The 25,340-nt window shown below is 72.2% G+C and carries 16 protein-coding genes; 6 read left to right on the forward strand and 10 right to left on the reverse strand.

Features of this window, described 5'->3' with window-relative positions:
• Positions 1 to 26 precede the first annotated feature (26 nt).
• Complete coding sequence (locus tag ACGFNP_RS53150; protein WP_358321330.1) at positions 27 to 1,145, forward strand: epoxide hydrolase family protein; 1,119 nt, start codon at positions 27 to 29, stop codon at positions 1,143 to 1,145.
• Between the two features lie 186 nt (positions 1,146 to 1,331).
• On the opposite strand, the gene ACGFNP_RS53155 is transcribed toward ACGFNP_RS53150, so the two are convergent.
• Positions 1,332 to 2,276: a zinc-binding dehydrogenase gene (locus ACGFNP_RS53155; protein WP_393331591.1), complete on the reverse strand. Its 945-nt coding sequence runs from the start codon at positions 2,274 to 2,276 to the stop codon at positions 1,332 to 1,334.
• 381 nt (positions 2,277 to 2,657) lie between these two features.
• Between ACGFNP_RS53155 and ACGFNP_RS53160 the strand changes: the two genes are divergently transcribed.
• Positions 2,658 to 3,773, forward strand: a complete 1,116-nt coding sequence (locus tag ACGFNP_RS53160) for a branched-chain amino acid aminotransferase (RefSeq protein ID WP_393331594.1) — start codon at positions 2,658 to 2,660, stop codon at positions 3,771 to 3,773.
• Positions 3,774 to 4,208: 435 nt separating this feature from the next.
• Here ACGFNP_RS53160 and ACGFNP_RS53165 read toward each other — a convergent pair whose 3' ends face one another.
• From ACGFNP_RS53165 to ACGFNP_RS53185, 5 genes are read right to left on the reverse strand one after another with little or no spacing between them, the layout of a single operon-like run.
• A complete protein-coding gene (locus ACGFNP_RS53165; RefSeq protein ID WP_393331597.1) occupies positions 4,209 to 6,335 on the reverse strand; it encodes an SWIM zinc finger family protein in 2,127 nt (708 codons plus the stop codon).
• Positions 6,335 to 10,168 (reverse strand): DUF5682 family protein, encoded by a 3,834-nt coding sequence (locus ACGFNP_RS53170; protein WP_393331600.1) that lies wholly within the window; start codon positions 10,166 to 10,168, stop codon positions 6,335 to 6,337. Before ACGFNP_RS53170 ends, ACGFNP_RS53165 begins: the two co-directional genes overlap by 1 nt.
• Positions 10,165 to 11,301, reverse strand: coding sequence for an AAA family ATPase (locus ACGFNP_RS53175; RefSeq protein WP_358321344.1), 1,137 nt, complete (start codon positions 11,299 to 11,301; stop codon positions 10,165 to 10,167). Before ACGFNP_RS53175 ends, ACGFNP_RS53170 begins: the two co-directional genes overlap by 4 nt.
• A gap of 37 nt (positions 11,302 to 11,338) precedes the next feature.
• A complete protein-coding gene (locus ACGFNP_RS53180) occupies positions 11,339 to 16,273 on the reverse strand; it encodes a DNA-binding protein (protein ID WP_393331603.1) in 4,935 nt (1,644 codons plus the stop codon).
• A gap of 2 nt (positions 16,274 to 16,275) precedes the next feature.
• Entirely contained in the window at positions 16,276 to 17,142 is an 867-nt protein-coding gene (locus tag ACGFNP_RS53185; protein ID WP_393331606.1) for a DUF4132 domain-containing protein, read from the reverse strand.
• Between the two features lie 332 nt (positions 17,143 to 17,474).
• On the opposite strand from ACGFNP_RS53185, the gene ACGFNP_RS53190 reads away from it, so the two are divergent.
• The 4 genes from ACGFNP_RS53190 to ACGFNP_RS53205 all read left to right on the forward strand — a co-directional run bounded on the left by ACGFNP_RS53190 (position 17,475) and on the right by ACGFNP_RS53205 (position 21,896).
• Complete coding sequence (locus ACGFNP_RS53190; RefSeq protein WP_393331609.1) at positions 17,475 to 17,798, forward strand: hypothetical protein; 324 nt, start codon at positions 17,475 to 17,477, stop codon at positions 17,796 to 17,798.
• 260 nt (positions 17,799 to 18,058) lie between these two features.
• Entirely contained in the window at positions 18,059 to 19,321 is a 1,263-nt protein-coding gene (locus tag ACGFNP_RS53195; RefSeq protein WP_358321355.1) for a hypothetical protein, read from the forward strand.
• Positions 19,322 to 19,331: 10 nt separating this feature from the next.
• Complete coding sequence (locus tag ACGFNP_RS53200; protein ID WP_358321358.1) at positions 19,332 to 20,285, forward strand: NAD(P)-dependent oxidoreductase; 954 nt, start codon at positions 19,332 to 19,334, stop codon at positions 20,283 to 20,285.
• 66 nt (positions 20,286 to 20,351) lie between these two features.
• Positions 20,352 to 21,896 carry an OmpA family protein gene (locus ACGFNP_RS53205; RefSeq protein ID WP_393331614.1) on the forward strand — a complete coding sequence of 515 codons (1,545 nt, stop codon included), beginning with the start codon at positions 20,352 to 20,354 and terminating at the stop codon, positions 21,894 to 21,896.
• 7 nt (positions 21,897 to 21,903) lie between these two features.
• On the opposite strand, the gene ACGFNP_RS53210 is transcribed toward ACGFNP_RS53205, so the two are convergent.
• Genes ACGFNP_RS53210 through ACGFNP_RS53225 form a run of 4 tightly spaced genes read right to left on the reverse strand, consistent with a single transcriptional unit; the run spans position 21,904 to position 25,328 of the window.
• Positions 21,904 to 22,299, reverse strand: a complete 396-nt coding sequence (locus ACGFNP_RS53210; RefSeq protein ID WP_358321364.1) for a universal stress protein — start codon at positions 22,297 to 22,299, stop codon at positions 21,904 to 21,906.
• Positions 22,296 to 23,795: a tripartite tricarboxylate transporter permease gene (locus ACGFNP_RS53215; protein ID WP_358321367.1), complete on the reverse strand. Its 1,500-nt coding sequence runs from the start codon at positions 23,793 to 23,795 to the stop codon at positions 22,296 to 22,298. Before ACGFNP_RS53215 ends, ACGFNP_RS53210 begins: the two co-directional genes overlap by 4 nt.
• A gap of 16 nt (positions 23,796 to 23,811) precedes the next feature.
• A complete protein-coding gene (locus tag ACGFNP_RS53220) occupies positions 23,812 to 24,336 on the reverse strand; it encodes a tripartite tricarboxylate transporter TctB family protein (protein WP_358321369.1) in 525 nt (174 codons plus the stop codon).
• On the reverse strand, positions 24,333 to 25,328 hold the full coding sequence (locus ACGFNP_RS53225) for a tripartite tricarboxylate transporter substrate binding protein (RefSeq protein WP_358321372.1): 996 nt from the start codon (positions 25,326 to 25,328) through the stop codon (positions 24,333 to 24,335). The genes ACGFNP_RS53220 and ACGFNP_RS53225 overlap by 4 nt, the downstream gene beginning before the upstream one ends.
• Positions 25,329 to 25,340 lie beyond the last annotated feature (12 nt).

The raw sequence follows: 25,340 nt of genomic DNA on the forward strand, positions 1-25,340 counted from the left end.
CCACCATTGAGAGAGAGCTGAGCGCCATGTCCGACATCCGACCGTTCAAGATCGACGTTCCGCAGGAGAAACTGGACGACCTGCGCCGGCGGCTGGCGCAGACGCGCTGGCCGGACGCCTCTCCCGCCGACGACTGGAGCCGGGGCGTGCCCGCGGCCTACCTGAAGGACCTCGTGGGCTACTGGGCCGACGGTTACGACTGGCGTGCGAACGAGGCCGCGCTGAACGAGCACCCGCAGTACACCACAGTGATCGACGGCGCCGTGATCCACTTCCTGCACGTCCGCTCCGCGGCCCCGGACGCCACGCCACTCCTGCTGCTGCACGGCTGGCCGGGGTCGGTGGTGGAGTTCGCCGACGTCATCGAGCTGCTCGCCGACCGGTTCCACCTGGTCGTCCCCTCGCTGCCCGGCTTCGCGTTCTCCAGCCCGCTCACCGAGGCCGGCTGGACCGACGGGCGCGCCGCGGCGGCGTTCGCGCGGCTGATGGAACGGCTGGGGTACGAGCGCTACGGCGTGCAGGGCGGCGACGTCGGGGCCCTGATCGCGCCGCTGGTGGGGCGGGCCGAGCCCGAGCGGGTGATCGGGGTGCACCTCAACTCGATGTTCGCCTTCCCCACGGGCGACCCGGACGACATGGCCCGCCTCACCGAGGCCGAGCAGGCACGTCTGGCGGCGATGAAGCGGTTCCAGGACGAGGGGGCCGCGTACATGCAGGTGCAGGGCAGCCGCCCGGACACCCTTGCCTACGCGCTGACCGACTCTCCCGTCGGGCAACTGGCGTGGATCGTGGAGAAGTTCCAGGAGTGGAGCGATCCGGCGGCCAAGCTCCCCGAGGACGCCGTCGGCCGGGACCGGCTACTGACCAACGTGATGCTGTACTGGCTGACCGGGACGGCGCGCTCGACGGCCAACTCGTACTACGAGCGCTTCCACGACCACGCCATGTGGGCGCCCAAGCCGCGCGGCACCGTCCCCACCGGGGTCGCCGTCTTCGTCACCGACTACGCCATCCGGGTCTTCGCCGACAAGGTCCACAACATCGTGCGCTGGTCGGAGTTCGAGCGTGGTGGCCACTTCGCGGCCATGGAGGCGCCCGACCTGCTCGCCGGAGACATCCGGGCCTTCTTCGCCGGCCTCTCCTGACGGGCTGCGGGGCCGTTCACCGGGCGCATTCGTTTCAGAGGTTGATGGCGTTTCGCCCGGCGCCGGCCTGGCCCCCAAGCGGGTCGCCCAAGAATGCATCTGGCATGTGACGTGAGGGAGCGCTACGGCTGGTCCCGCTGACGGCGAGGGTGGATACGCGGCGGGCCCGCGCGACCGGCTGGACCGTCAGCGCACTTCGAGCAGGGTCTTGCCGACGCTCGCGCGCGACTCGATGGCGGCATGCGCGGCGGCGGCCCGCTCAAGGGGGAAGCGCTGCCCGATCAGCGGCCGCAGCCGTCCGGCAGCGGCCTCGGCGAGGGCGCTCTCGGTGTACTCGCGCATCGTCTGCGGGGTGGGCTTCGCCTGGACGAGCGTGACGCCGCGCGCGACAGCGGCCTCCTCCTCGATGCCGGCCCACTCTCCGCTCGCCAGCCCGAAGCTGACCATCCGGCCGCCTTGGCCGAGCAGTTCGAAGGCGGCTCGGGCGATGTCGCCGCCGACCCCGTCGAGGACGACGTCGACGGAGGCGACCCCGTCGGACCAGCCCGGAGCCGTGTAGTCGACCACCTCGTCGGCGCCCAGGTCGCGGGCCACGCCGGTCTTGCGCGAACCCCCGGCCGCCGCGACGACGGTGGCACCCGCCGACTTGGCCAGCTGTACGAGGAGCGAGCCCACGCCGCCGGCCGCCGCCTCGACCAGAACCCGTTCCCCGGGCTGCGGTGCGGTCGCCCGGATCATCATGGTCGCGGTACGCCCGTCGGCCAGGATCGCGACCGCGTCGTCCAGTTCGAGGCCGTCAGGGACGGTGTAGAGCCCGGACACGTCCACCGCGGCCCGTTCTGCATAACCGCCGGAGCCGCCCGTGGAGGTCACCACCCGACGGGTGACCAGGTCGGAGTCGACGCCCTCGCCGACCGCCGTGACGATGCCCCCGACGCCGTTGCCCGGGATCATCGGCAGCTCCCGCTTGAACGGCGACGGCGCGCCCGACCGGAACTGGGTCTCGACAAAGGTGATGTTGGCGTAGGCGACGTCGATCAACACCTGCCCAGGCCCCGGGACCGGGTCGGGGGCATCTCCAGGTATGAGCACCTCGGGCCTGCCGAACTCCTTCAACCACACCGCGCGCACGTTGCTCTCCCCTGTTCGGCTGATGTCGTCCCCAGCATGCAACCTCAACCGAGCTCGAGGTCAACTCGCGATCACCTCCATCCGATACGGTGCGCCGTTCTCCTTCGTCGACGCCATTCACCCCGGCATCAAGCGGGTCTACGCTGTACGCACGGGCGACGGGCAGTTGCTTGCTCATGGTTTTGGAAGATCTCGACCCCCCTGCCTGTTACTGGGCTGCACCACCGCCGAGACACGCGAGCGGTTCTTCACCGAGTTCCGCCGCGCCCTGCGCAGGCTCCTCGACGGCCCGCATCCCTGGCCCGTAGCCAGTCCTCCGAAGCCCGTTCCGCACCCGCTGACCGCGCACCACGGTGAGCACTCGCCCTTTAGGGAACCCCGATGCCCCTCACGCTCCCTCAGTTCACCATCAAACCGCATCCTCACCTGCGTTCTGACACCGAGCGGCAGCAGATTCTGGCCGCGCCCGGCTTCGGCCGGTACATGACAGATCACATGGTCACCATCCGGTGGACCGGCGAGGCGGGCTGGCATGACGCCGCACTGGGCCCATACGCCCCGCTGACCATCGACCCGGCCGCCACAGGACTGCACTACGGCCAGTCGATCTTCGAGGGTCTCAAGGCGTATCGACAGCCGGACGGTACGGTCGCCCTGTTCCGGCCCGAGGCCAACGCGCACCGCTTCCAGGCGAGCGCCCGCCGGATGGCCATGCCGGAACTGCCCGTCGAGCTGTTCATGAAGGCATGCGAGCTGCTCGTGAGTCAGGACCGGTGCTGGGTGCCCGACGCCGCTGAGCATTCTCTGTATCTGCGGCCGCTGATGTTCGCCACCGAGAGCACGCTCAGCGTCCGGCCCTCGGCCGAGTACCTGTTCCTGCTCATCGCCTCCCCGGCCGGATCGTACTTCCCCGAAGGCATCAGACCCCTGTCGGTGTGGGTCGCCGAGGACTATGTACGGGCCGCCCCGGGCGGCACCGGCGCCGCCAAGTTCGCCGGGAACTACGCCGCCGCCTTCCTCGCCCAGAATGACGCCGCCGAGCACGGCTGCGCCCAGGTGGTCTGGCTCGATGCGATCGAGCGGCGCTGGATCGAGGAAGTGGGCGCCATGAACCTCTTCTTCGTACGCGGCCACGGCCCTGCCGCCGAGATCATCACCCCGGCCCTCACCGGCTCACTGCTGCCCGGGATCACCCGCGACTGCGTCCTCACCCTCGCCCGCGACCTCGGCCACCCCGTCAGCGAGAGCCGCATCAGTCTGGAGGAGTGGCGAACGGGCGCGGCGGACGGCTCGATCACCGAGGTCTTCGCCTGCGGCACCGCCGCTGTCATCACCCCCGTCGGCCGGGCCCGCACACGCACCACCGCCTGGCAGATGGCCGACGGCCAGCCCGGTCCCCTCACCCTCTTGTTACGCGAGGAGCTCCTGGCCGTACAGACCGGCCGGGCCCCCGACCCGAACGGCTGGGTGCACCATCCGCGCACGACAGTGCACTGACCAGCACCCACGGCGCCTCCCGCTTCGTCACCTCCGCCCCGCCCAGGAAGACCCTCCTGGACCACGCCCGCCGCCAGATCTTCACGACCTGACCAGCCTCAGCGCAGCCGGAGACCGTACAGCGGTCTCCGGCCCTGGCTCCGGGCAGGTCCGCGTCCGCATTCACGCGGTCGGCGTCAACCCCGCCGATCCCTGCGTCCGCAGCGGCCTTCTTCGCCCCTCCCCTGTCCATACTCCTCTGGCCCGGCGTAAGAGAGCGGGCCTTCGTGGCCGTGATCGGCGCCCCCGCCGGATCAGCGGAGGCCCAACGATCGCCTGGGTAAGGCTCCACGCCTTGCGGACCGGCACCACTGAACAACGGTCCAGCTCAAGGGGAGACGTTCTCGGCGATCAGCCGCTCTTCACGGAGGCCCGCCCATCACGGAGAGTCGCCCTTCACAGGAGATGGTCCGCCTGCCAGGAGGACTGGATCATGGCTCGTTCCGTGGCCGCGAGGTGGGTCGCCGCGGCCAGCCACGCCCACGCGTACCGGTCGGGGCCGGAGTCCGCCAACCGGCCGAACACGTCACGCGTCCTGCGGTCGGCCTCGGCGGTGAGCGTGGTGGCGAGTTCGGCGGCGGTCCGGAACCCGGCCCGGCGCAGCGGCGCGTGGGAGTCGCCGTTGCGCGCCGATTCGGCGACCGCTCGCCGCCCGCCGGAGACGCCCAGCTCGACCAGCCGACGAACCCGCCAGAGCGGTGCGCTCGCCACCGGGTCCACCTCGCTTCCGGCCTCCGTCTGCACGGGCCAGCACGCCTCCGGCGGCGGGAGGTGGGAGCCCTGCAGACGGTCGTACCCGAGATCGGCCCGGTCCTGCCATTCGGCGGGAAGCCGCAGCGTCGCCTCGGCCCCCGGCACCGGTCCCACCGCCAGCGGACGCAGGGTGGCCGCCCGATCGGGATCCACCCTGCCGACCACCCGCACCACCAGACCGGGCCGGGACGCGAGCCGCTGCAGGTTGGCGACGTGAGCCAGGTCGGGGTGATGGGCCGCCGGAACGAGCCGGATCAGCGGGCCGACCGGGCGTACCGGGACCTGCGGATCGGCTTGCGGCGCTCCAGCGGACGGCAGAGCCCTTACCTGATCGTCCGCGGGCAGAGCGCGCGAGGTATCGTCCGCAGGCTGCGGTCCAGGGCCAGGGACGGCCGACTGGTCATCTGTGGGTAGTAGTTCGCGGGCGAGTACGTGGTCGCCTGCGGCGCCGACGATTACCAGGTCGCATCCAACCGGTTCGCGAGCCTTATCCTCTGTGTCCGCCTCGCTCCAGGCGTGCCCGGAGAGCCGGGGACCGACCGCCTCAGCCAGCGGGCGGGCGAACAGCGCCGCCATCGGCCCCGCCGTCCACGACATCCCCGAGACCGGGGTGGCCCGCACGCCACCGCCCGCCCCCAGACGCCCATCAGGCGAGATCGTCGCCCCGGTGATCAGCAGCCCAGCCCGCGCCAGTTGCGCGTGGTTCAGCATGGCGGGGCCGATGGAGACGGGCGCGGTGGCGGCCCCACGGGCACGGGCCGGACCACCCGGCTTGACATCGGCCACCGAGAACCACCGGCCGTCGTCGGTGACCAGGTGGGTGACGACGCCGCCGTAGCCGGTGGCGCTGATCACCGGCTCCCGGAAGACGCCGTACACCCGCAGGCCCCCTCCCGGCTGATAGTTCCGGCGCACGCTGCCGACCAGCGCCGGATCGGGATCGGCCCCGGCCAGCCGCCCCGCGGTGAGCAGGAGCTCGCGCAGCGCGGACACCAGGTCGGCGAGGCGATGCCCGTCGTGGCGGGCCCGAGCCGCGCGCAGCCCGCGTACCACTCGCAGAGCGGCGGCCTCGGCCTTGGGCAATCCGGCCAGCCTGGCTGTATGCGCGGCCCTGAGCAGCTCGGCCTGAGGCACCGCACCAGCCGCGGGCGCCCCGGTCGACAGGATGGCCGCGGCGGCACGCCAGAGACTCGCCGCCGCCGCCACTTGCGCGGCACTCGGCGCCTGCGCGGTATCCGGCGCTGCGCCCTTGGCGGCGTCCTGCCCTGTGGCGCTTGACCCAGCGTTCGTCGCCTGAGCGTTGCCAGACCCCGCGGTCGCCAGCGCGGCAGCGGGCGCCGCGCCCGGGTCGGTGGCCGTCCCGTCGGACGCGGACCCGGCGACCGTATCGGCGCCGAGTGGGGCATCACCCGCGCCGGAGCTTTCGGCGGTCCCGATGGGCTCCAGGTCCGCCACCGGGCAGGCACTCAGTACGGCCGCGCGATGCAGACATCGTGGCGCCAGGAGGCAACTGCACCGCGCCTGGCCGTCGTCGACGATCGCACCGGACGGCCCCGGCGAGAGCGTGACCACCGCGTCCTCGCCACAGCTGATCCGGACGCCCTCGTCGTCGACGGCAACGGGCACGGCGGCGTACTGCTCGATCGCCGCGTCCAGCTTCTTACGCAGCCGGGACGTGAGGCCCTCGACGGCGGCGGCGACCACCTGCGGCGCCGCCGGCGGCAGTTGCCCGGCAGCCGAGGAGACAGAGGTCGTGGTGGGGGAATTCATCATTTCTCTCCCCGAAGGCGGTCGCCGACCCATCGGGCGAGGGCGAGCGGGCTGAGGGCGGCGACGGGCATGCCGGCCGCGACGAGCTGCTGAGCGACGGGGATCGAGTAACGGGGTACGCCGCTGTCGTCCAAGGCCGCGCACCCCAGCAGGTGAACACCGGACCCGGCCAGCGCCCGTACCTCACCGAGCAGGCCCCCGATCGGGTAGCCCTCCTCGAAGTCGCTGACGACCACGACGAGCGTACGACTCGGCACCGTGACCAGCGACCGGGCCTGAGCGAGGCCCGCGGCGATGTGCGTACCACCGCCGACCCGTACCTCCAGCAGCAGGGACAGCGGATCGGTCACCCGGTCCGTCAGATCGATCACCTGCGTGGAGAACGACAGGAAGTGGGTGGACAGCGTCGGCACGCCCGCCAGGACGGCGGCCGTGAGAGCGGACCAGACCACCGACGCCTCCATCGACCCGGACACGTCGACCACCAGGATCAGCCGCCAGTCGGCCTCCTGCCGGGACCTGGTGCTGAACACCGGCCGTTCCGGGACCACCACCAGCCGGCCGTCGTCGAGGCGGCGCGTGTGCGACAGGTTGGCGCGCAGGGTACGCGGCAGGTCTAGCCGCCCACCGGGACGGCGGGTCGGGCGTGGGGTCGCCAGCCCGGTCATGGCGGGCCGCATCCGGGTCGCCAGCTCCCGGGTCAGCTCCTCCACCAGGCGGCGTACGAGTGGCCGCAACTTGGCGACCTGCTGCTCGGGCAGGCCGCCGGCCAGGGACAGTACGGAGGTCAGCAGCTCGACGGATGGCCGCACCGAGGCGGGATCGAGCTCGCTGAGCACGTCGATCCGGCCGGCGTCGGCGGCCCGGGCCAGCACCTCCTCGCGTACCTCGGTCCCGAAGAGGTTCTCCAGCTCCTCACCCCACTCACGGGCGGTGGGGAAGGGGTTCTCCCTGCCACCGGCGTCGCCTCCCGTGCCGAAGTCGTTGGCGCCTTCCCCGCGTCCCGATCCGTACAGCTCGTCAAGGGCCCGCGCGTAGGCACGAGCACCGGCCGGAAGCCGCTCCGACTCCCGCCCGAGCAGCAACCGCCACCGGTCAACCGGCAGCAGCCTCCGCTCGACACGACCGTCACCGTCCACCTCGGACCGGCGCTCGGCGCGAGCCGCGTCCGCCTCCCCGTCCAGCGAGGAGAGGCGCTCAGTGCGGGCTTCCCCTTCCGGTAGGGCCCGGCTGTCGGTGCGAGTCACCTCGGCTACCCGTTCCTCCGGATCGCCGGAGGTGGTCAGCGCGGGGATGGGGAGCCGGAGGGCGCGCAAGGCCTCCAGAGCGGCGGAGTCGGCGGCGGTCCAGAGGGCGAGGAGCGCGGCCGGAGCGTCCAGTGCCAGGTCGAGCCGGTCTCCGAGCCGTTCGGACACAGCCCCCAGCAGCCGGGTACGACCGGCCGGGCTGAGGGTGTCGAACCCACCCCGCAACGCCGGCAGCCGGTCGAGGAACTCCCTGTCGGCCAGGCCGTCGACTCGATCCATGAGCGGGTCGAGCGCCGCCGGGGCCGACTGGAGCAGCGGCCCGGCGGCCGTGAGCACGCCGGTCAGCAGGCGGCTCAGGCGGAGGCGGCCGTCGGGGCCGGTGGCGGTGTCGACCCAGCCGGCGGCCCGCTCGCCGAGCGAGTCGGGCCCGTCCAGGTCGAGCAGCACACGGGCGGCCAGGGCCGCGCCCTGGATGAGCGGCGACGCCGTACGCGCGAGCACCGCCAGGGCGTCGTCCATCCGCAGCCCGAGTCGCTCTTCGCCGACCCGGGAGGCGAGGGCGACCAGGGCGACCGCGTCCTCCGGCTGGTCGCTGCCGGCCAGGCCGGGCAGGGCGCGGACCGCGGCCTCCAGCAGGGTGCCGGACAGTTCGGCGGCGTGCTCGCGGCCTTCCGGGGTGGTGCCGGGGAGATGCCGGCGGCGCAGCGCCTCCAGCAGGTCGAGGGCTTCGAGCAGTTCGGTGAGCGTGGCGGTGGCGGGCAGTGTGACGGCGGCGTCGGCGAGGCGGTCCGCGACCAGGTCGGGCAGGTCGCAACCGGCCGCGGCACGCAGGCCGCCGAGGATCAGGCCGCAGGTGGGCCCTCCTTCCGCGGACTCGCGGCGGAAGGTCTCACGCAACGTACCGGCCGCCGCCTGGGCGAGGGTCACGCCGCGTACGCCCGCCAGGTCGAGCAGGGCCGGGACCGCCGGGGTCCAGGCCAGCCGCCACCTGGTGGTGAGTGCGGTGGAATCGCCTGTACCCACCACCTCGATCGGTTCGCCGTAGCCGACGCCGCAGACCAGCAGGCGCTTCAGGAGTACCTCACGGCGCGCGTCCAGGTCGGAGCGGAGCGGGTCGAGGCGTACTTCACGGCGTTCGGGATCGTCCGGGCACGGGAGCCGGAGCGCGGCGAGATCCGCCTCGACCGCGGGCCCGAGCCCGGAACGTGGTGTGCCCGGCGCGGTCCGCCCGCGTTCGGTGCCGACGAACACGGTGTCGAGCGCCTTGGCCAGGGCCCGTCCCCGGCCCAGGGGCTCGCCCTGGCCGAGCACGGTCGTCACTGCCTCCAGCAGCTCACCCCGCCCAGGGGCGGGCAGGCCGCGTAGCCGGGCCAGGTCGCAGGCCAGCCGCAACGTCTCGACGGCCTCGCCGGTGCCCGCGGTGTGCCCGGCCGCGCGGAGCTCCCGGCACAGGTCGGTGATGGCGCGGGCGGCGCCGTCCCTGACCCGCTCGGGATCGCCGTCCGCCGTGAACACCGCCTGCTGCCAGCGCGGGTCGCGGATGCCCGCCGGGTAGCCGGACCGGGAGTCGAGCAGGTCGAAGGCGTACGGGACGAGCGAGGTGACCGACGACGAACCGTCGTCCGCGAACGGCCGGGTGACGCCATCGCCTGTCCCGTCGCTCTCGGACAAGGCGACAGTCCCGGACGAGGCGACAGTGTGGCCGCCCTTGGACGGACCGGTGGCTCCATCCGGGTCGGGCACGGTCAGCGCGGGGCCGTCCGCGTCGGGCACGGTCAGCGCGGGTGCGTGGAAGGCGCCGACCACTGCCACGACTCGCCGCCCGTTGGCCGCGGCGCCCGTGATGACGCGGCGCATATGCGCCTCGCGTGCCAGGTCCATGGCCGGTACGCCGCCTGCCGCCACGGCGTCTCGGCGCAACGCCCAGCCGACGCCGAGGGCGGCGCGGCGGACCGCTTCCGGCTCGCATCCGGGCGCCAGGACCTCCACGGCCCTGTCCCACATGTCGTCCCCTTCGCGGCCGGTCCCCGCCGCGCTCAACGCCTCGGCGAAGGACCTCCTCCGGGACGTTGCCGCACCCACCGACGCCCCCGGCAACGTGCCGGAGTCCTCCGGCGCGGCTGCCGTCGTTCCCGCGGGCGGGCCGGCGTCCTCGGCCGTGCCCGCCAGCGGGGCGGGGTCGGTGGCGTGCCAGCCGGGGTCGGACAGCGGGAGGTCGCAGCACAGGACCTCCGCGCCGCGTTTCCAGGCCCAGCGGATGGCCACCAGTTCCGGCGAGAAGTCCGCGAACGGGTAGAAGCCCAGCCCACCGTCGCCACGAGCCCCCGCGAGGGCGACCGGCGCGATGGTCCCCGGGTCGGCCAGGTGCACCAGCCACTGCTGGAAGTCCGCCGGCAGCTCGACGCAGACCACCTCGGCGTCGGCGGCGTCCAGCAGCGCGGGCAGGGCGACGGCCAGGGCGGGGCTGTGGTGACGGACGCCCAGCAGGTACGGCCGCGCGGAGGACGCCAGCGCGGCGACCGCCTGCCTGGGATCAGCGTCACCGGCACCCTGCGCGGACCGCGCGTCGAGATTCTGGGTGGTCAACGGAGGTTCTCCCGCAGGTCCCAGAGCCGGCGCCACATGGCGGAGCCGTCCTCGGCCCGCCGCCGCACCGGCCCGTCCCAGTAGCCCAGGAGCCGCCCGTGGTCCGCCGGATCGTCCTTGCGCACCACGCCGAGCAGATGCCCCGGCACCAGGTCAAGGACATCACCGCTGGGCAGGTACGCCGCCGCCACGCCCAGCGAGGCGGCGACCTGCACGGCTTCGGCGGTGGACATGACCGTGCCGGGCCGTTCCACGTCCCAGCCCTCGGCCGAGCGCCCGGAGCGCAGGTCGCGGAAGACGGTGACCAGCGCGTCGAGCACGGCGTCGTCCACGCCGAAGGCGGCGCCGGCCCGCTGGACGACGGCGGTGGCCTGGTGGCGTACGAGGGCGGTCTCCGCCCCGGCGTCGGAGATGGGGTCGACGGTCTCGAAGTTGAACCGGCGCTTCAGGGCGGCCGACATCTCCGAGACGCCGCGGTCGCGCAGGTTGGCCGTGGCGATCACGGTGAACCCGGATGTGGCCGCCACCTGGGCGTCTTCGGTGCCGGCCAGTTCCGGTACGCTGACCCGCCGGTCGGACAGGATGGACACCAGGGCGTCCTGTACCTCGGGCAGGCAGCGGGTGATCTCCTCCACCCGGGCGACGCGGCCGGACCGCATGGCGGTGAGCACCGGGGAGTCGACCAGCGCGGCGGGGCTGGGGCCCTGGGCGAGGAGGAGGGCGTAGTTCCAGCCGTACCGGAAGGCGTCCTCGGTCGTTCCCGCGGTCCCCTGGACGGTGAGCGCGCTGGTGCCGCACACGGCGGCGGCCAGCAGCTCGGACAGCATCGACTTGGCGGTGCCGGGCTCGCCGACCAGCAGCAGGCCGCGTTCGCCGGCGAGGGTCACCACGCAGCGTTCGACGAGGGCGCGCTCGCCGACGAACTTGGCGGCCACCTTCATCTTGGACGCCGGCCCCACCAGCGTCTCGTCACCGCTGCCGCAGATGAAGGTCACCACGGCGCGCGGGGTCAGCGCCCAGCCGGGCGGGCGCGGGCCGGTGTCGTGGGCGGCGAGGAAGGCGAGCTCGTCGGCGTATCGCTCTTCGGCGGAGATTACCTGCCGGGCCGGAGCCCGGTCTTCGGTCAGGGTCATGAAGTGAAGTCCTTAGGAGAGTCGGGGCGACGCGTGTTCAGCGTCGCCGTCCGCGCTTGACCTTGAGCTGCTCGAAGCGGGGAACGTCGCCGTCCCGCACCCGCTGCCACGCCCTGGCGTACAGGTCGGCGACGGGCTGGATCGGCACGATCGGCGTGCCGTCGTAGCTGCCCAGGTCGTACAGGGCCAGCTTCCACTGCTCCACCGGCAGGCGCGGCGACGACTGCTCCGCCCAGCCGCCGGGCAGGAACAGCGTGCGCGCCGCCCGGCTCCGGCTGGCCTCGATGACGAGGCCGCTGCCGGCCAGCTCGGCGCGGGCCGCCTTGAGCCGGGCGGGCTTCCAGCCCGTCCACCGGGCCATGTTGCGGTCGGTGGGATCGGGCAGGGCCAGCAGCATCAGGTACGTGGCCGCGGCGTCCTCGCCGAGCCCGTGTTCCTTCGCCACCTCGACGACCAGATCGGGCACGGACCTGGTGGGATCCTGCGGCCACCACGTCCCGTCCGCGTCCCGCTCCCCCTGCGCCGGATCGCCCGGATCGGCGAGCAGCGCCGTGAACCGCGGGTCGCGGGCGATCCGCAACGCGATCTCGGCGATGAACGGCGCCTCGGACCCGAGCAGGGCACGCAGGTAGGGGTCTTCGCCTGCCGCGTCCAGCAACGCGGTGCGGATGGCCGGGGAGGGGCGGTCATCATGGGTGGGCATGATGAGGGCGCCGTACCGCTCGTAGCCCTGGCCGGTCTCGGTCGGGGCTCCGGCGGCCTTCCTGAACGCGGGCAGGTCCACATAGCTGTCGAGGTCGAGCATCAGGTCCGGGTTGGCCAGCCGGGCGCGCACCTCGGCCAGCGCCGCCGGCAGCGCGGCCCGGATCGGGTCTCCGGCGGGCAGCCGGTACGCCAGCCACCCCGCGGTGGCGACGAACATGACCAGCGCGTTCGCGGTGAACCCGGTGGCGTTGTCGTCGACGGGCCTGACCCGGTCGCCGCGTACGGTCCAGGCCAGGTCGCGGCCCAGCTCCGGCGCGGCGGCCGGGTCGATGAGGGCGCGCAGCGCCCGGCTCGTGTCCCAGCCGGTGCGCACCGCGCGGGACATCTCCCCCAGCAGCCATTCGGGAATCGCCGCCTGCGGCCCGACCTTGTCGTTCCACACCGCCGCCGCGGCGGCCACGTCCGGGCCGTCCGTCCAGAGCCGGGCCGGGTCGCCGGGCAGGAGCGCCGCGACGACCGCTCGCCGGATGCCGCCGTCCAGCTTGCGCAGCTCGTCCCTGGCGACGGCGGCGTCCGCCAGCTTCACGCCGAGCGTGGTGCGGGTCTCCTTGGCGAGGAAGTTGCGCTCGTACGTGTCCACGGACGGCAGGCCCGCCACGATGAGCCGGGCGAGCGTCGGGGAGACGCCGGTGAGCCGGGCGAACTCCTCGGCCGCCTCGGGTCGCCAGGGTGCCGGTCCACGCGCCGCCAGTTCGGTGAAGAACGCCTCCAGCCAGCCCGTCTCGCGCGGCGCGCCGACCGGGTCCGAGGACCGGACGGTGTACGGGTGGGGGACGTCGAAGCGGCCGGCCGGGTCGTGGAACAGCACCGTCCACACGCAGCCGGAGTTCTCCCGGGTCTCCGCGCTCACGAAGGCGAGGAACCCGCCGCCGTCCAGCGGCAGGGTGCCGAGCCAGTTGCCCTCGCGCCAATCGCCGTCGGGCTTGGTGAGGAAGGGCTTGTCGAGGTGCAGCGACATCCGCCGCCAGCGGGACGGATCGGCCGTGACGGGCAGACCGAGGCGGTGGAGCTCGTGGAGCAGCTCGTGCAGTGTGGTGCGGTGCTCCTCCTCGGCCGACGCCGATCCGGCTCGGAACGCCAGGGCGGCGGTGTCGTCGAGCAAGGCGTCCCAGCGCACGCCCACGTCCGGCAGTCCCGGCCGGTCGAGGTGGGTGCCACCCAGCCTCGACGAGCCCGGCCCCGGTGAGCCCGATCCCGACGAGTCCGATCCCGAGGAGCCCGTGGCCGCCCCAGACGCCAGCCCTTGGCCGATCGCCCGGATCTGCCGGAACGCGCCGTCGAGGTGCTGGAGCCACGAGTATCCGCCGGTGCTGCCGAGCCCGCTGAGCGCCTGGTCGAGGAGGTGGTCAGCGGGACCGGCGGGCGCCTCCTCCCGGTGGCCGCCGGCCAGCGCCTCGGAGAGCCGGGCCGCGACGGCGTCCAGCACGGTCACCTGGGTCGCGGCGAAGCGCACGACCCCGGCGATGCCGGCCACGAGCGCGTCATGGCTCACCTCGGGGAGCAGCGTGCGTATCCGCGCCTCCAGGTCCTTCTCCGCGCCGGCCGCTCTCTCCACGCCGACCGCTCTCTCCACGCCGGCCGCCAGCAGGGCCGCCGCGGTGTCCAGGTCCAGGCCCCGCAGGGCGGCGGAGCCCTGCGGGTCCCTCGGGCGCAGGTAGCACCAGTAGCGCAGCGGCGGCAGGATGAGGCTGCCCATGGCGAAGTGGCCGGGGGCGTCGTCCGTCCTGGCCCAGGCAGTGACGACACCGTCCGGGTCGACCAGGCTGAGCCGGTAACTCCCCTTGACGACAGTCCGCGGCCGGTCGTCCCCGGGGAACGTCAGGGCACGCACCGGGTTCCCGGCGTCGGGCGGCAAGGTGACCGTACGGCCGGAGATGTCCTGACCGCGCATCGACCCGTCGGGCAGCCGCACCACACGCCAGCCGAACAGCCCGCCCGCGGGAGCGCCCACGGGAGTGACCTCGTCCGAGGGCGCGGGCAGCACCCAGCCCGCGTGGAACGTGCTGCCGGCCGGAGCGTCGCGGAGCGCGTCGGCGAAGAAGGCGGGGCCGCCCCGCCTGCCCTCCTGCCCGGTGACCGGGTCGTACTCGTACCAGTCGGCGGTGGCGCCGTCGGACCCGTCCCAGCTCCATACCCAGAACGAGGTGCCGTCGGAGATCATCGACCGCTCTTCGGGAACGGCCGTGTCCCCGCGATGCAGCACCCCCGCGCCGGTGGCCCGCCCGCCGCCGGGCAGCGACAGGGAGACCGCGTCTTCACCGCGGTACCAGTCCATGCGCGTCCCGCGGGTGCCGCGGCCCTCCATCGGGTGGAGGCGGTCGGCGGCGGTGTGCCAGTATCCGCGCAGCCGCCCCTCGAGGTCGCGGGACTGCCAGTAGACGAGCAACTCGCCGTCCACATAGTGCAGGCCGATGTCGCTCCAGGTGTCCCTGTCCGGGACGCGCAGGTCGTGGGTGAGCACGGCGCCCTCGAGGCCGAGCACCCGGACCTGCGCGGAGCCCGCGGTGATCAGGTGCGGCCAGGCGTCGGCGACCACGATGTCGTCGACGTCCTTCTTGGCGACGAGGGTCGCGGCCGCCTCCTCCCAGGCCGGCCAGCCCAGCTCGTCGAACAGCCCGGCCCGCAGGGTGCGGGCGAGCACCGGCGCGACCTGCGCCGCGGCGGCCTGGCGCACCTCGTCCTCGGCCAGGGCCAGCGCCTCGCCCGGCAGCCAGGCCAGCCGGCTCAGGGCGTCGGGCAGCTCCGGCAGCCCGGCGGCCGACGACCGCAGGGCCACCTTGGCCACCCACTCGGCCAGCATCGGCCGCCCGCCGGGTGACTTGGCCAGCAGGCGGATGGCTCGCCGGCCGGACTCGTCGTTGCTGAAGGAGTAGGCCGCGCGCTCGAACGAGGGCCGGAACCGGGCGTCGGCGGCCAGGGCGACCAGGTCGCGCTGCCCCTCCCCGTTCGCCCAGCGCTCCAGTTGCAGCGAGGCGTGCTCCTCGGGATCGGTCACCGCGAGGTCGTGGGCGAGCAGCAGGTCCAGCAGGTCGACGTCGTAGACGATCGTCAGTGTCCGCCCCGGCCCGGTGAGCTCGGACCGCAACTGCTCGGCCGCCCGCTCCACCAGGGTGTAGAGGGCGGGCTGGCGCGGCGGGGAACCCCAGCCGTGGTTGCGCGCCTTCAGGAACCGCTGGAGCCAGCCGGCGGTGCCGTCGCCGGGGCGCTCCGGCACCTCGCCGGAGATCAGCCCGGCGGTGGCGCCGGACGTCTCGAGGATCTCCAGCCACAAGCCCGACAGGTCGTCGTCCATGGACTCCGGCATGATGTCGAGCAGCGTGGTGCGCACCTCGGGCGTCCGCGCGGCCAGGGCCGCCAGCGCCGTGCGGTGGGCCTTCCACCAACCCGTCGCGGCCCGGTGGGTGGCCGGCAGGGCGAGCAGCTCGGCCAGGTAGGCCTGCTCCGCCGCGTCCGCGTCGGTCCCGGCGGCCTTGGCCAGGCGGCGCAGGTCCGTGGCCATCTGCGCCGACGGCGGCAGCCCGCCCGCCGTACGCCGCACGCACAGCCGCGCGAACCGGCGCAGCGCCTCCTCGGCGGGCACCCGGACGGCCAGCTCCTTGGCGTAGCCGGACAGCACCTTGACCGGCAGCGCCCCCGCCAGCGCGAACTCCAGGAACACCGCGTCGAGCCGGTCCTCGTCCACGTCGAGCCCGTGCTCCGCCTCGGCCCGGCGCGCGGCGGCGAACATCTGCGCGGCGTAGCCGGTGTTGTCGACGCCCAGGAACACCCGGCCGTTCTGCTCGTAGAACGTGGGCAGGAAGTGGGGAACGGAGGCGGCCAGCTCACGGGCCAGCCGCTGGTAGGTGTCGAGCGCGGCCTTCGGCTTGGACTTGGCCTGCCGGGCCGTACGCTCCAGCTCCGGTACGACGGCGAGCGCGTGATGCCCGTCTTCGGGGTGGTTGACCAGCACCCATTCCGGGAAGCCGAGCGAGCGCTGTAAGCCCAGCCCGACCACGGCCGGCTCCCCGTCGGGCGCCAGGCCAAGGAAGCTCGCGGCCAGGTCCTCGGCCGGGCCGAGCTCCCCGGCGACCAGCCGCACGACCACCCGGTCGTCCAGCCCGGGATGGCGGTAGCGCCGCGCGGTCATCAGCACGGCCCGCTCGCCCGTCTCCTCGGTGCCGGGCGGCAGCACGGCCCCGGCCTTCAGCAGCTCTTCGGCCTGAGACATGCTCACGCGTCCTTCCCCTCTTCGACCCGACGCCCGGCGTAGAGCGCCGCGGCCATCCGCATCCCCTCCGACCAGGCCACCGGCCCGACCTCGCGCAGCGGCAGTGTCCTGCCGTCGAGGTCCTGCCAGCTCAGGCCGCCCGTCGTCACCTCGTCCTCCCAGTAGGGCTCGCCGATCCAGACGGCCGCCTCCGCCAGGCTGCCCGCGTCGCGGACCCGGCACGTGGCGTAGCCGCCGGAGACGCGGTAGCCGAGCGAGGTGGCCCGCGCGGCCAGGCCGAACCAGGAGTCGTACGAGCCGCCGGAGAACTCCGACACGGTGGTCTCGCCCGCCTTGAGGTCGGCCGGCTTGCGCCACGTGGCGCGGTGGATCTGCTCGACCTTCTGGACCACGCCCAGCTCCGCGGCGAACTCCCGCAGGTCGTCCAGGTCGGGCAGCAGCACGGGGTGCGGCAGGGTCACCGTCCGCGGCGACAGCCGCACGGTCTCGCCGTCGAGGTTGACCACTCGCAGCTCGCCGGAGTCGGTGGCGTCCCGCAGGAAGCCGACCTCGTCGGGATCGTCACCGACCACGGCCAGGTCCCGCAGGGCCGTCTGCCACGCCTCGTCCGGCCACACGCGGGCCAGCAGCCCGGTCGGCACGGGCAGGGACGAGACCATCCAGAGGTCCACCTGCGCCACGCACGCGGCGGCGTGCCGGTCGAGCCATTCGGCGAAGCGGCGCAGCCGGTCCACCTCGGGATGATCCCGCAACGCCTTCGGCAGCGACTTCAGCTGCCGTCCCGCTGCCCTGCCGGAGGTGGCTCGCGCCGCCACCCGGCCCTCTATGAGGGCGACTTCGTAGCCGTCGCCCGCTGCCAGCCAACCCAACGGTCCCCGCCTTTCACCATGCATGAATCGCCAAATGAGCAGGGGTTTTCCAGCCCCTGCCGCCGTGCTGCGCCGAACGTTAGCGACCCCGACCGACAAAGGCGGGCGGGCCGCTTCAGACGCTCTGACGGCGCGCACGGGGGTGGGGTGGCGAGCCATGCGCAGGCGGCTTTTGTCGGCCTGCGTCTTGCGGTGATCCGTCAGAGATGGCTGGTACGGTACCGGTTTTCCGCCGAATGACGGGACTTTTCCCTTGAGGCGACATATTGCATAGGAAACTTTCTTAACAGATACTCCGAATGACGTGTTCACCCCCCGAATCTGGAGTCGCTGTGCTTCGTCGCGTCCTCACCCTGACCTCGGTCGTCGCCGCCACCCTGCTCGCCGTCGCCCTGCCCGCCCAGGCGGCCGTCGTGGACATCCCGTTCGGGCCGTCCTCGATCGGCGAATACTGCCACGCCAAGGTCAACTCGGCCTCGTGGCTCGGCTTCTACGAGGCGGGCGGCCTGCGCTGCTACGTCAGCGGCACCGGTGGCGCGCCGCAGTACGCCGGATCCGGCGATCCCTACCTCGCGTGCAAGTACCTCACCACGGACGTCGTCATGAGCGCCCTGCGGGGCGCGTCCGACGCCCTGGTGTGCAGGGTGATCCGCTGACGCCCCTTTGGGGATGATTTTCGGCCTCCTGACACGTTCCGGACACAAAATGATCATTTTGGGTGTCGAAATTAACCGGGCATCACGGTTAAAGTGACCCCCGAAGTCAGATGATCTTCGTCCTCAGAGGACGGCATCCGGCTCTCGTCACCGCGATCAGGAGGCTGAGAACTCAGTTGCGTGCCTGGAACTTACCCACCCGGAAATTAGTGGCGTGCGCGGCGAGTGCGGCGGCACTCGCATTAGTGATGGCGGGGGCCGTGTCGGCCCCCGCTTCTGCTGACGACACCCCCCACACCTACTACCTCGACAGCGTCAACGGCAGAGACTCGGCGAACGGCCTCTCGGACACCACGCCATGGAAGACCCTCGCCAAGGCGAACGCCGCGGAGATGGTCGCCGGCTCCAAACTCATGCTGAAGCGCGGCAGCTCCTGGTCCGGGCAGCTGTGGATCACGGGGTCGGGCTCGGACGGGCAACCGATCGTGGTCGACGCGTACGGCACGGGCAACCGCCCCGTGCTCAAGAACGACACCGAGGCCTGCCTGTACCTCGAAGGCGACTACATCGAGGTCTACAACCTGCAGATCGGCGTCGACTCGAACCAGGGCCGCTGCTCGTGGGCGGGCATCAAGGTAGGCGGCAGCAACAACGTCATCGAGCAGAACTACATCACCGGCGCCGCGGCGGGCGTCTACATCGAGACGAGCGCCAACGGCACCGCGGTGACCAGCAACGAATTCGTCAACAACAACTTCATGAGCAAGCTCACGCCGCAGGAGGAGAACAGCAACGACGACTCCGGCGCGTTCGCGATGCTGGTGCAGGGTGACGACTCCAACATCGGCTGGAACACCATCACCGGATCGGTGGCCTTCAGCTACGACTACGAGTGGGACGGCGCGGCCGTGGAGATCTTCATGGGCTCCCGCAACTACGTCCACCACAACCTCGCGTTCGACGTCGACACCTTCACCGAACTGGGCACCAGCCGCAACGACGACGGATCGACGAACGACCCCGACGGAACCTCCGGGAACGTCTTCGAGTACAACGGCATCTACGGCGACAGGTCCCGGTCGGGCATCGTCACCCGCGGTCCGACGAAGGACAACGGCGAGATCGAGACGAACGGCCCGGTGTTCGGCACCGTGTTCCGCAACAACTCGATGAACCTGCCCAACGCCGACTCCGAAGGCGTCGTCTGCTACGCGGGCTGCACGAACGCGCACTTCAAGCTGTCGCAGAACATCATCGTGGCCGCGGGGAAGAGCGCGTACGGCGACTCCACCTTCACCGCCAACGACCACAACATCTTCTACGGCGGCCAGTACCAGATGACGGCCGGCACCGCCAACGTGCGCCGGGACCCCAAGTTCGACCCGAACAACCCCCTGCACCTGCTGAGCGGCAGCCCGGCGATCGGTCTCGGCATCACCGCCTTCAACCCCCTCGACCTGGACTCGGTAACGGTGGGCTCGGACGGCAACATCGAAGCCGGCGCCTACGAGTACGTGGACTAACGTGTAGCTCATGCGAGTTGTGGTGATCGGCGCCAGCGGCCATATCGGCACCTACCTCATTCCCCGTCTCGTCGACGCGGGGCATGATGTGGTCGCCGTGAGCCGGGGCCGGCGCGACCCTTACACCCCGCACGGCGCCTGGCAGCGGGTCACCACGATCACCGCCGACCGCGAGGCGGAGGAGGCCGATGACACCTTCGGCAAGCGCATGGTCGCGCTGGAGCCGGACGTCGTCATGGACCTCATCTGCTTCGAGGAGTCCAGCGCGCGCCGCCTGGCGGCCGCGCTGACCGGCCGCGTCCGGCACTTCCTGCACTGCGGCACGATCTGGGTGCACGGCCCCAGCACCCGGGTGCCCACGACCGAGGATCGGCCACGGCGGCCGATCGCCCACTACGGCCGCCAGAAGGCCGCCATCGAGGCGCACCTGCTCGACCGCGCCCACCGTGACGGCTTCCCGGCCACCGTCATCCATCCCGGCCACATCACCGGCCCGGGATGGGTGCCGGTCAACCCGGCGGGCAACCTCGACCCGGCCGTGTTCCAGGCCCTGGCCGACGGCACGGAGGTGACCCTGCCCAACCTGGGCATGGAGACCGTCCAGCACGTCCACGCCGACGACGTGGCGCGCCTGTTCATGGACGCGCTGGCCAACCCGGCCGGCTCCGTCGGCGAGAACTTCCACTCCGTCGCCACCACCGCCCTGACGCTGCGCGGCTACGCCGAGGCGGTGGCTGGCTGGTTCGGGCAGGACGCCCGGCTCGCCTACCTGCCGTGGGAGCAGTGGCGCGACACGGTGTCCGAAGAGCAGGCCGGCATCACCTACGACCACATCGCGCACAGCCCCCACTGCTCCATGGACAAAGCCCAGCGCCTGCTCGGCCACCGGCCGCGCCACACCTCGCTGGAGGCCATCGCCGAGGCGGTCGACTGGCTCGTCGCGGCGGGGACCATCACCAGATAGTCGCGACGTAGATACTGCCCGAAATGCTGAATTTAGGGCGGAAGATACGACAGTATCGACCGGGTGATGTCCCGGATCGCCGTCCCATCCCTCGCCGTGCTCCTGGTGACGGCCTGCGGGGTGCCGCAGAAGGCCGCGCCACCGGCGCCGACCGTGGCGCCGTCGTCCGCCCCGCCCGCCAGTTCCCCCGGCGCCTCGGCAAGCCCCGGTGTCTCCCGGCAGGACACGCGGCCCGCGCTGGCCGAGACCCGCAGCACGCTCACCCAGAACCTCAAGGTCGAGGTCGTCGGCCTCAACCGGGTCAAGGGCAAGCACCTGGTCATCCAGGTCCGGCTCACCAACACGGGCACCGACAAGCACCTGCCGTGGACGGGCGAGATGGGCGACTCCACCCGCCCGCTGGGCGAGATCCGGTGGGCCTCCGGTATCGGGGTGCTCGACGCGCCGGCCCGTACGTGGATCCTGCCCTACAAACCCGCCGACTTCCCCTGCCTGTGCACCGACCAGAGGCGGGACGGCCTCGGCTACTTCATCGACCCCGGACAGGCGATCACCGTGTACGCGGTCACGCCCGCCCCCTCCGGCAACCCGCCCACCGCCACCGTCGTCACCCCCGTCGGCCCGCCCATGACGAACGTGCCCATCAGCGACGACCCGCCGGTCACCGTGCCGGGCATGGACATCCCCGACCCGGACGCCGAACCGGTCACCACCATCACCCGAAGGATCGTGACCCCGTCGGAGTCGCTCGACAAGTCGGAGGAGACCGCGGACGACGGCAAGGATCTGCGGGTCAACCTCTCCTCCGACGTCCTGTTCGCGGTGAACAAGGCCGCGCTCACCCGCGGGGCCGCGGCGATCCTGGCGCGCACCGCCAAGCTGATCGACTCCTCGCCCGGCGCCACGGTGAAGGTCGAGGGCCACGCCGACTCCTCCGGCACCGACGCCATCAACGACCCGCTGTCCACGCGCCGCGCCCAGACGGTGCTGCGGGCGCTGTCCACGCAGCTCTCCAGGAAGGGCGTCACCTTCCAGGCCAGGGGGTACGGCTCGCGCCGCCCGCTGTACAGCAACGACACGGATGAGGGCAAACGCCGCAATCGCCGCGTCACGGTGACGTTCACCAGGCCTGAACCCACCGAGGCACCCACCCCCGCGACGGCGAGCACGCCGGACGCGACCGGGCTGACGGGTACGGCCAGGGCGGACGGCCAGCCGATCTCCATGGCGGTGACCGGCCTGCGGCGCCTGCCCGGCGGCCTCGGCCTGCTGACCTACCGCGTCACCAACGAGGGTGACACCGAGGCGTGGTTCAACGAGCTGCACCACGCGCGGGACTGGATGTCGTTCAAGTACCAGGCGGCCACCGACGTCACGCTGACCGCCGCCGGCCGCCAGTACCTGCCCGGCCGCCTCCAGGTCCCCGCGGACGACGGCGGCACCGACTCCTACTGCGCCTGCACCGACATGTCGGGGGTCCGCCTGAGCACCGGGAAGTTCGGGCCCGGCCAGGGCAGGGACTTCTGGGGCCTGTTCGAGCTACCCGCGGCGGCGGCCACCCTGAAGGTCAAGATCGCCACCTTCCGCGAGCTTCAGGTGCCGGTCCAGTAGCTACGGCTCAGGCCTGAGGCTCCTTGACCGCGAGCACCGGGCAGTTGGCCTCCAGGAGGATCCGCTGCGCGCTGCTGCCCATGATCAGCTTGCCGACCGGTGAGCGCCTGCGCAGCCCGATGACGATCAGGCTCGCCGCGGCCGCCTCCGCCGCCGCGAGCACGGCCTCGGCGACGTCGTCCTCCGCCACCTGCTCGAACTCATGCACCAGCCCGCCCGGAGTCAGCTCCGCGACCAGGCGCCCGAGCTCCGCCGCGTCCGCGGTCGAGGCGTCGACGTAGGCGCCGGGCCGCGAGACGTTGAGGATCTTCAGCGGCACCCCTCGGAGCACTGCTTCCGCGATCGCCTGCTGGAGCGCGGCCCTGCCCAGCTTGTTGGGCAGATATCCCACGATGACGGTCATGCTTCGGCCTTTCTCCGTGGCCTGCGCAGCAGGCGTGTCAGCGGCGGGACGACGATGATGAGCAGGATCGCCACCAGCAGCGTCGCGGCGATCGGCTGGCCGAAGAAGCCGGTGAGCTGCCCGTCGAACAGGCGCATCGAGCGCCGGAAGGACGACTCCAGGAGGCTGCCGAGGACGAAGGCGAGCACCAGCGGCCCCGGCTCGAAGCCGACCTTCTTCATCAGGTAGCCCACGATGCCGAGGCCGACCATGAGGAACATGTCGAAGACGTTCATGCGGACGGTGTAGACGCCGATCATGGTGATCAGGATCGTCAGCGGGGCCAGGATCGCCGCCCGGATGCGCAGGATCCTGACGAAGATCCCGATCAGCGGCAGGCTCATGGCCAGCAGCAGCACGTTGCCGATGTACATCGAGTTGACGACGCCCCAGAACAGGTCCGGCTTCTCCTGCACCAGCAGCGGCCCCGGCGTGATGCCCTGCAGCAGCAGCGCGCCGAACATGATGGCCATGGTCGCGTTCGCCGGGATGCCCAGGGTGAGCAGCGGGATGAAGGAGGAGGTGGCGGCGGCGTTGTTGGCGGTCTCGGGTCCGGCGACGCCCTGGATGGCGCCCTTGCCGAACTTCTCGGGCTGCTTGGCGGCCTTCTTCTCCACCGCGTACGCCACCATCGACGACATGGTCGCCCCGCCGCCCGGCAGGATGCCGAGCACGAAGCCCACCAGCGAGCCGCGCGTGATGGCGCCCTTGGACTCGCTGACGTCCTTGCGCGAGGGGTAGACGGAGCCGACGGTGGGAGCGGGGGCGCTCTTGCCGCGCAGCGATTCCATGCTGTAGAGGATCTCGCCGACGCCGAACAGGCCCATCGCGACGATGACGAAGTCGATGCCGTCGAGCAGCTGGTCGCTGCCGAACGTCAGGCGCGAGGTCCCGGCCAGCGGGTCCTGGCCGATGGACGCCAGCAGCAGGCCGAGGGTGGCCATCAGGATGCTCTTGGTCGTGGAGCCGGTGCCGAGCGTGGAGACCAGCAGGATGCCCAGCAGGGCCAGCGCCGTGTACTCGGCGGGGCCGAAGTCCAGCGCGAACCCGGCCACCAGCGGGGCGACGAAGGTGAGCGCGAGGACCGCGACCGTGCCGCCGATGAAGGAGCCGATCGCCGCGATGCCGAGCGCGGAGCCGGCACGGCCCTGTCTGGCCATCTCGTGACCGTCGATGGCCGTCACCACACTGGACGCCTCGCCGGGCAGCCGCAGCAGCACCGAGGTGATCGTGCCGCCGTACTGGGCGCCGTAGAAGATGCCGGCGAGCATGATGATCGCGGCCGTCGGCTCGATGTTGTACGTGACCGGCAGCAGGATGGCGATCGTGGCGGCGGGGCCGAGGCCGGGCAGCACGCCCACGAGCATGCCCAGCGTGACGCCGAGCAGGCAGTAGAACAGGTTCTCCGGTTGGAAGACGACCCCGAACCCGGCGATCACCGGGGAGAAGAAATCCATGGTCAGCCGATCTCGTTCAGAAGGGCAGGATGTGCGGGAGTGACACACCGAGCCCGGTGACGAACAGCAGGTAGAGGGCGGCGGTCGTGCCGAGCGAGATGATCGCCGTCATCCGCCAGCCCTCCCGCCCGAGCCCCTTCAGCCACAGCACCAGCAGCGCCACGGTGGGGATCTCGAAGCCGATCCGCTCGAACAGGAACGCGTAGCCCAGGAGGGAGACGGCCGCCACGACGACGATCAGCGTCTCCCGGGTGAACATCTCCTCCTCGCCGGTCGGCCCGGACCGCAGCACGAGCACCGCCGCGGTCACGACCATGGCGACGCAGACGGCCAGCGGCCACAGGCCGGGGCCCGGGTTGGACAGCGAGCCGATGCCGAGATTCCACGACATGATCCCGGCGATCACACCGACGACGAGCGGAATGATCGCCGCGACGATGTTCTGCCGGCGCGCGTATTCCGGGCTCGGCGGGACGGGCAGGCCCTCTTCCTCCGGCCCGTCCTCCCGCGGCAGGTCTTCCTCCGGCGTGACGCTGGTCATTGCTCGCCCGTGAGGTCGATCCCGAGCTTCTTCGTCAGTGCGGCGAACTCGCCCTGGGCCTTGGTGAGCTGCGTCTTGACCTCGTCGCCGCCGACTTCCCAGCGGCCGATGTAGTTGGACTTCAGCAGTTCGCCGTACTCGGGCGTCGCGATGGCCTTGTCGATGGCGCCGGCCAGCTTGTCGCGCACATCGGCCGGCAGCCCGGCGGGCGCGGCCACGAACCTGCGCTGGTCCACCACGACGTCATAGCCGGACTCGGTGGCGGTCGGCACGTCGGGCAGCGCCTCGACGCGCTTGCTCCCGAACACGGCCAGCGCCCGGAGCTTGCCCGACTGGACGTGCTTGGCCGCCTCGGCGATCTGCACGGACGCCGCGTCGACCTTGCCGCCCAGGACCGCGGTGATCGTGGGGGCGCCGCCGTCGAACGGCACGGGCGTCGCCTTCACCTTCGCCACCCCGAACAGCAGGGCCTGGGACAGCTGGCTGCCCGTCCCCGCGCCCGTGGTGCCGTACTTGATGTTGTCGGCCGCGAGGATGTCCTTGACCGTCTTGTACGGCGAGGACGCCGGCACCACCAGGGCGTAGTCCTCGACGGCCAGTCCCTTGACGAAGGTCATGTCCTCCAGCTTGATGGCGTCGGGGTCCTGGACCATCAGCGGCCCGATGGCGAACAGCGACTGCGGCATCACGGCCACCCGGTAGCCGTCCGGCTTGCTGCTGAAGACGTCCTTGCCGGCGATCTTGCCGTTGGCGCCCGGCTTGTTGACCACCACGGCCGGCTTGCCGAGCGGCTTCTCGATGCTCTTGGCCAGGGCGCGGGTGACCAGGTCGGTGCTGCCGCCCGGCTCCGTGGGGACGGTGAACTCCACGGCCTTGCTGGGGTACGCGGCGCCGTCGCCGGCACCGCCGCCCTTGACCGAGCAGGCGGTCAGCGCGACCACCGCCAGCAGGGCGCCACCGATGCGCAGGCCGATCGTGGAGGGCATTCTCATGGTGTTCTCTCT

Origin of the sequence: Nonomuraea sp. NPDC049269 (assembly GCF_043197155.1) — a bacterium.
Taxonomy (GTDB): domain Bacteria; phylum Actinomycetota; class Actinomycetes; order Streptosporangiales; family Streptosporangiaceae; genus Nonomuraea.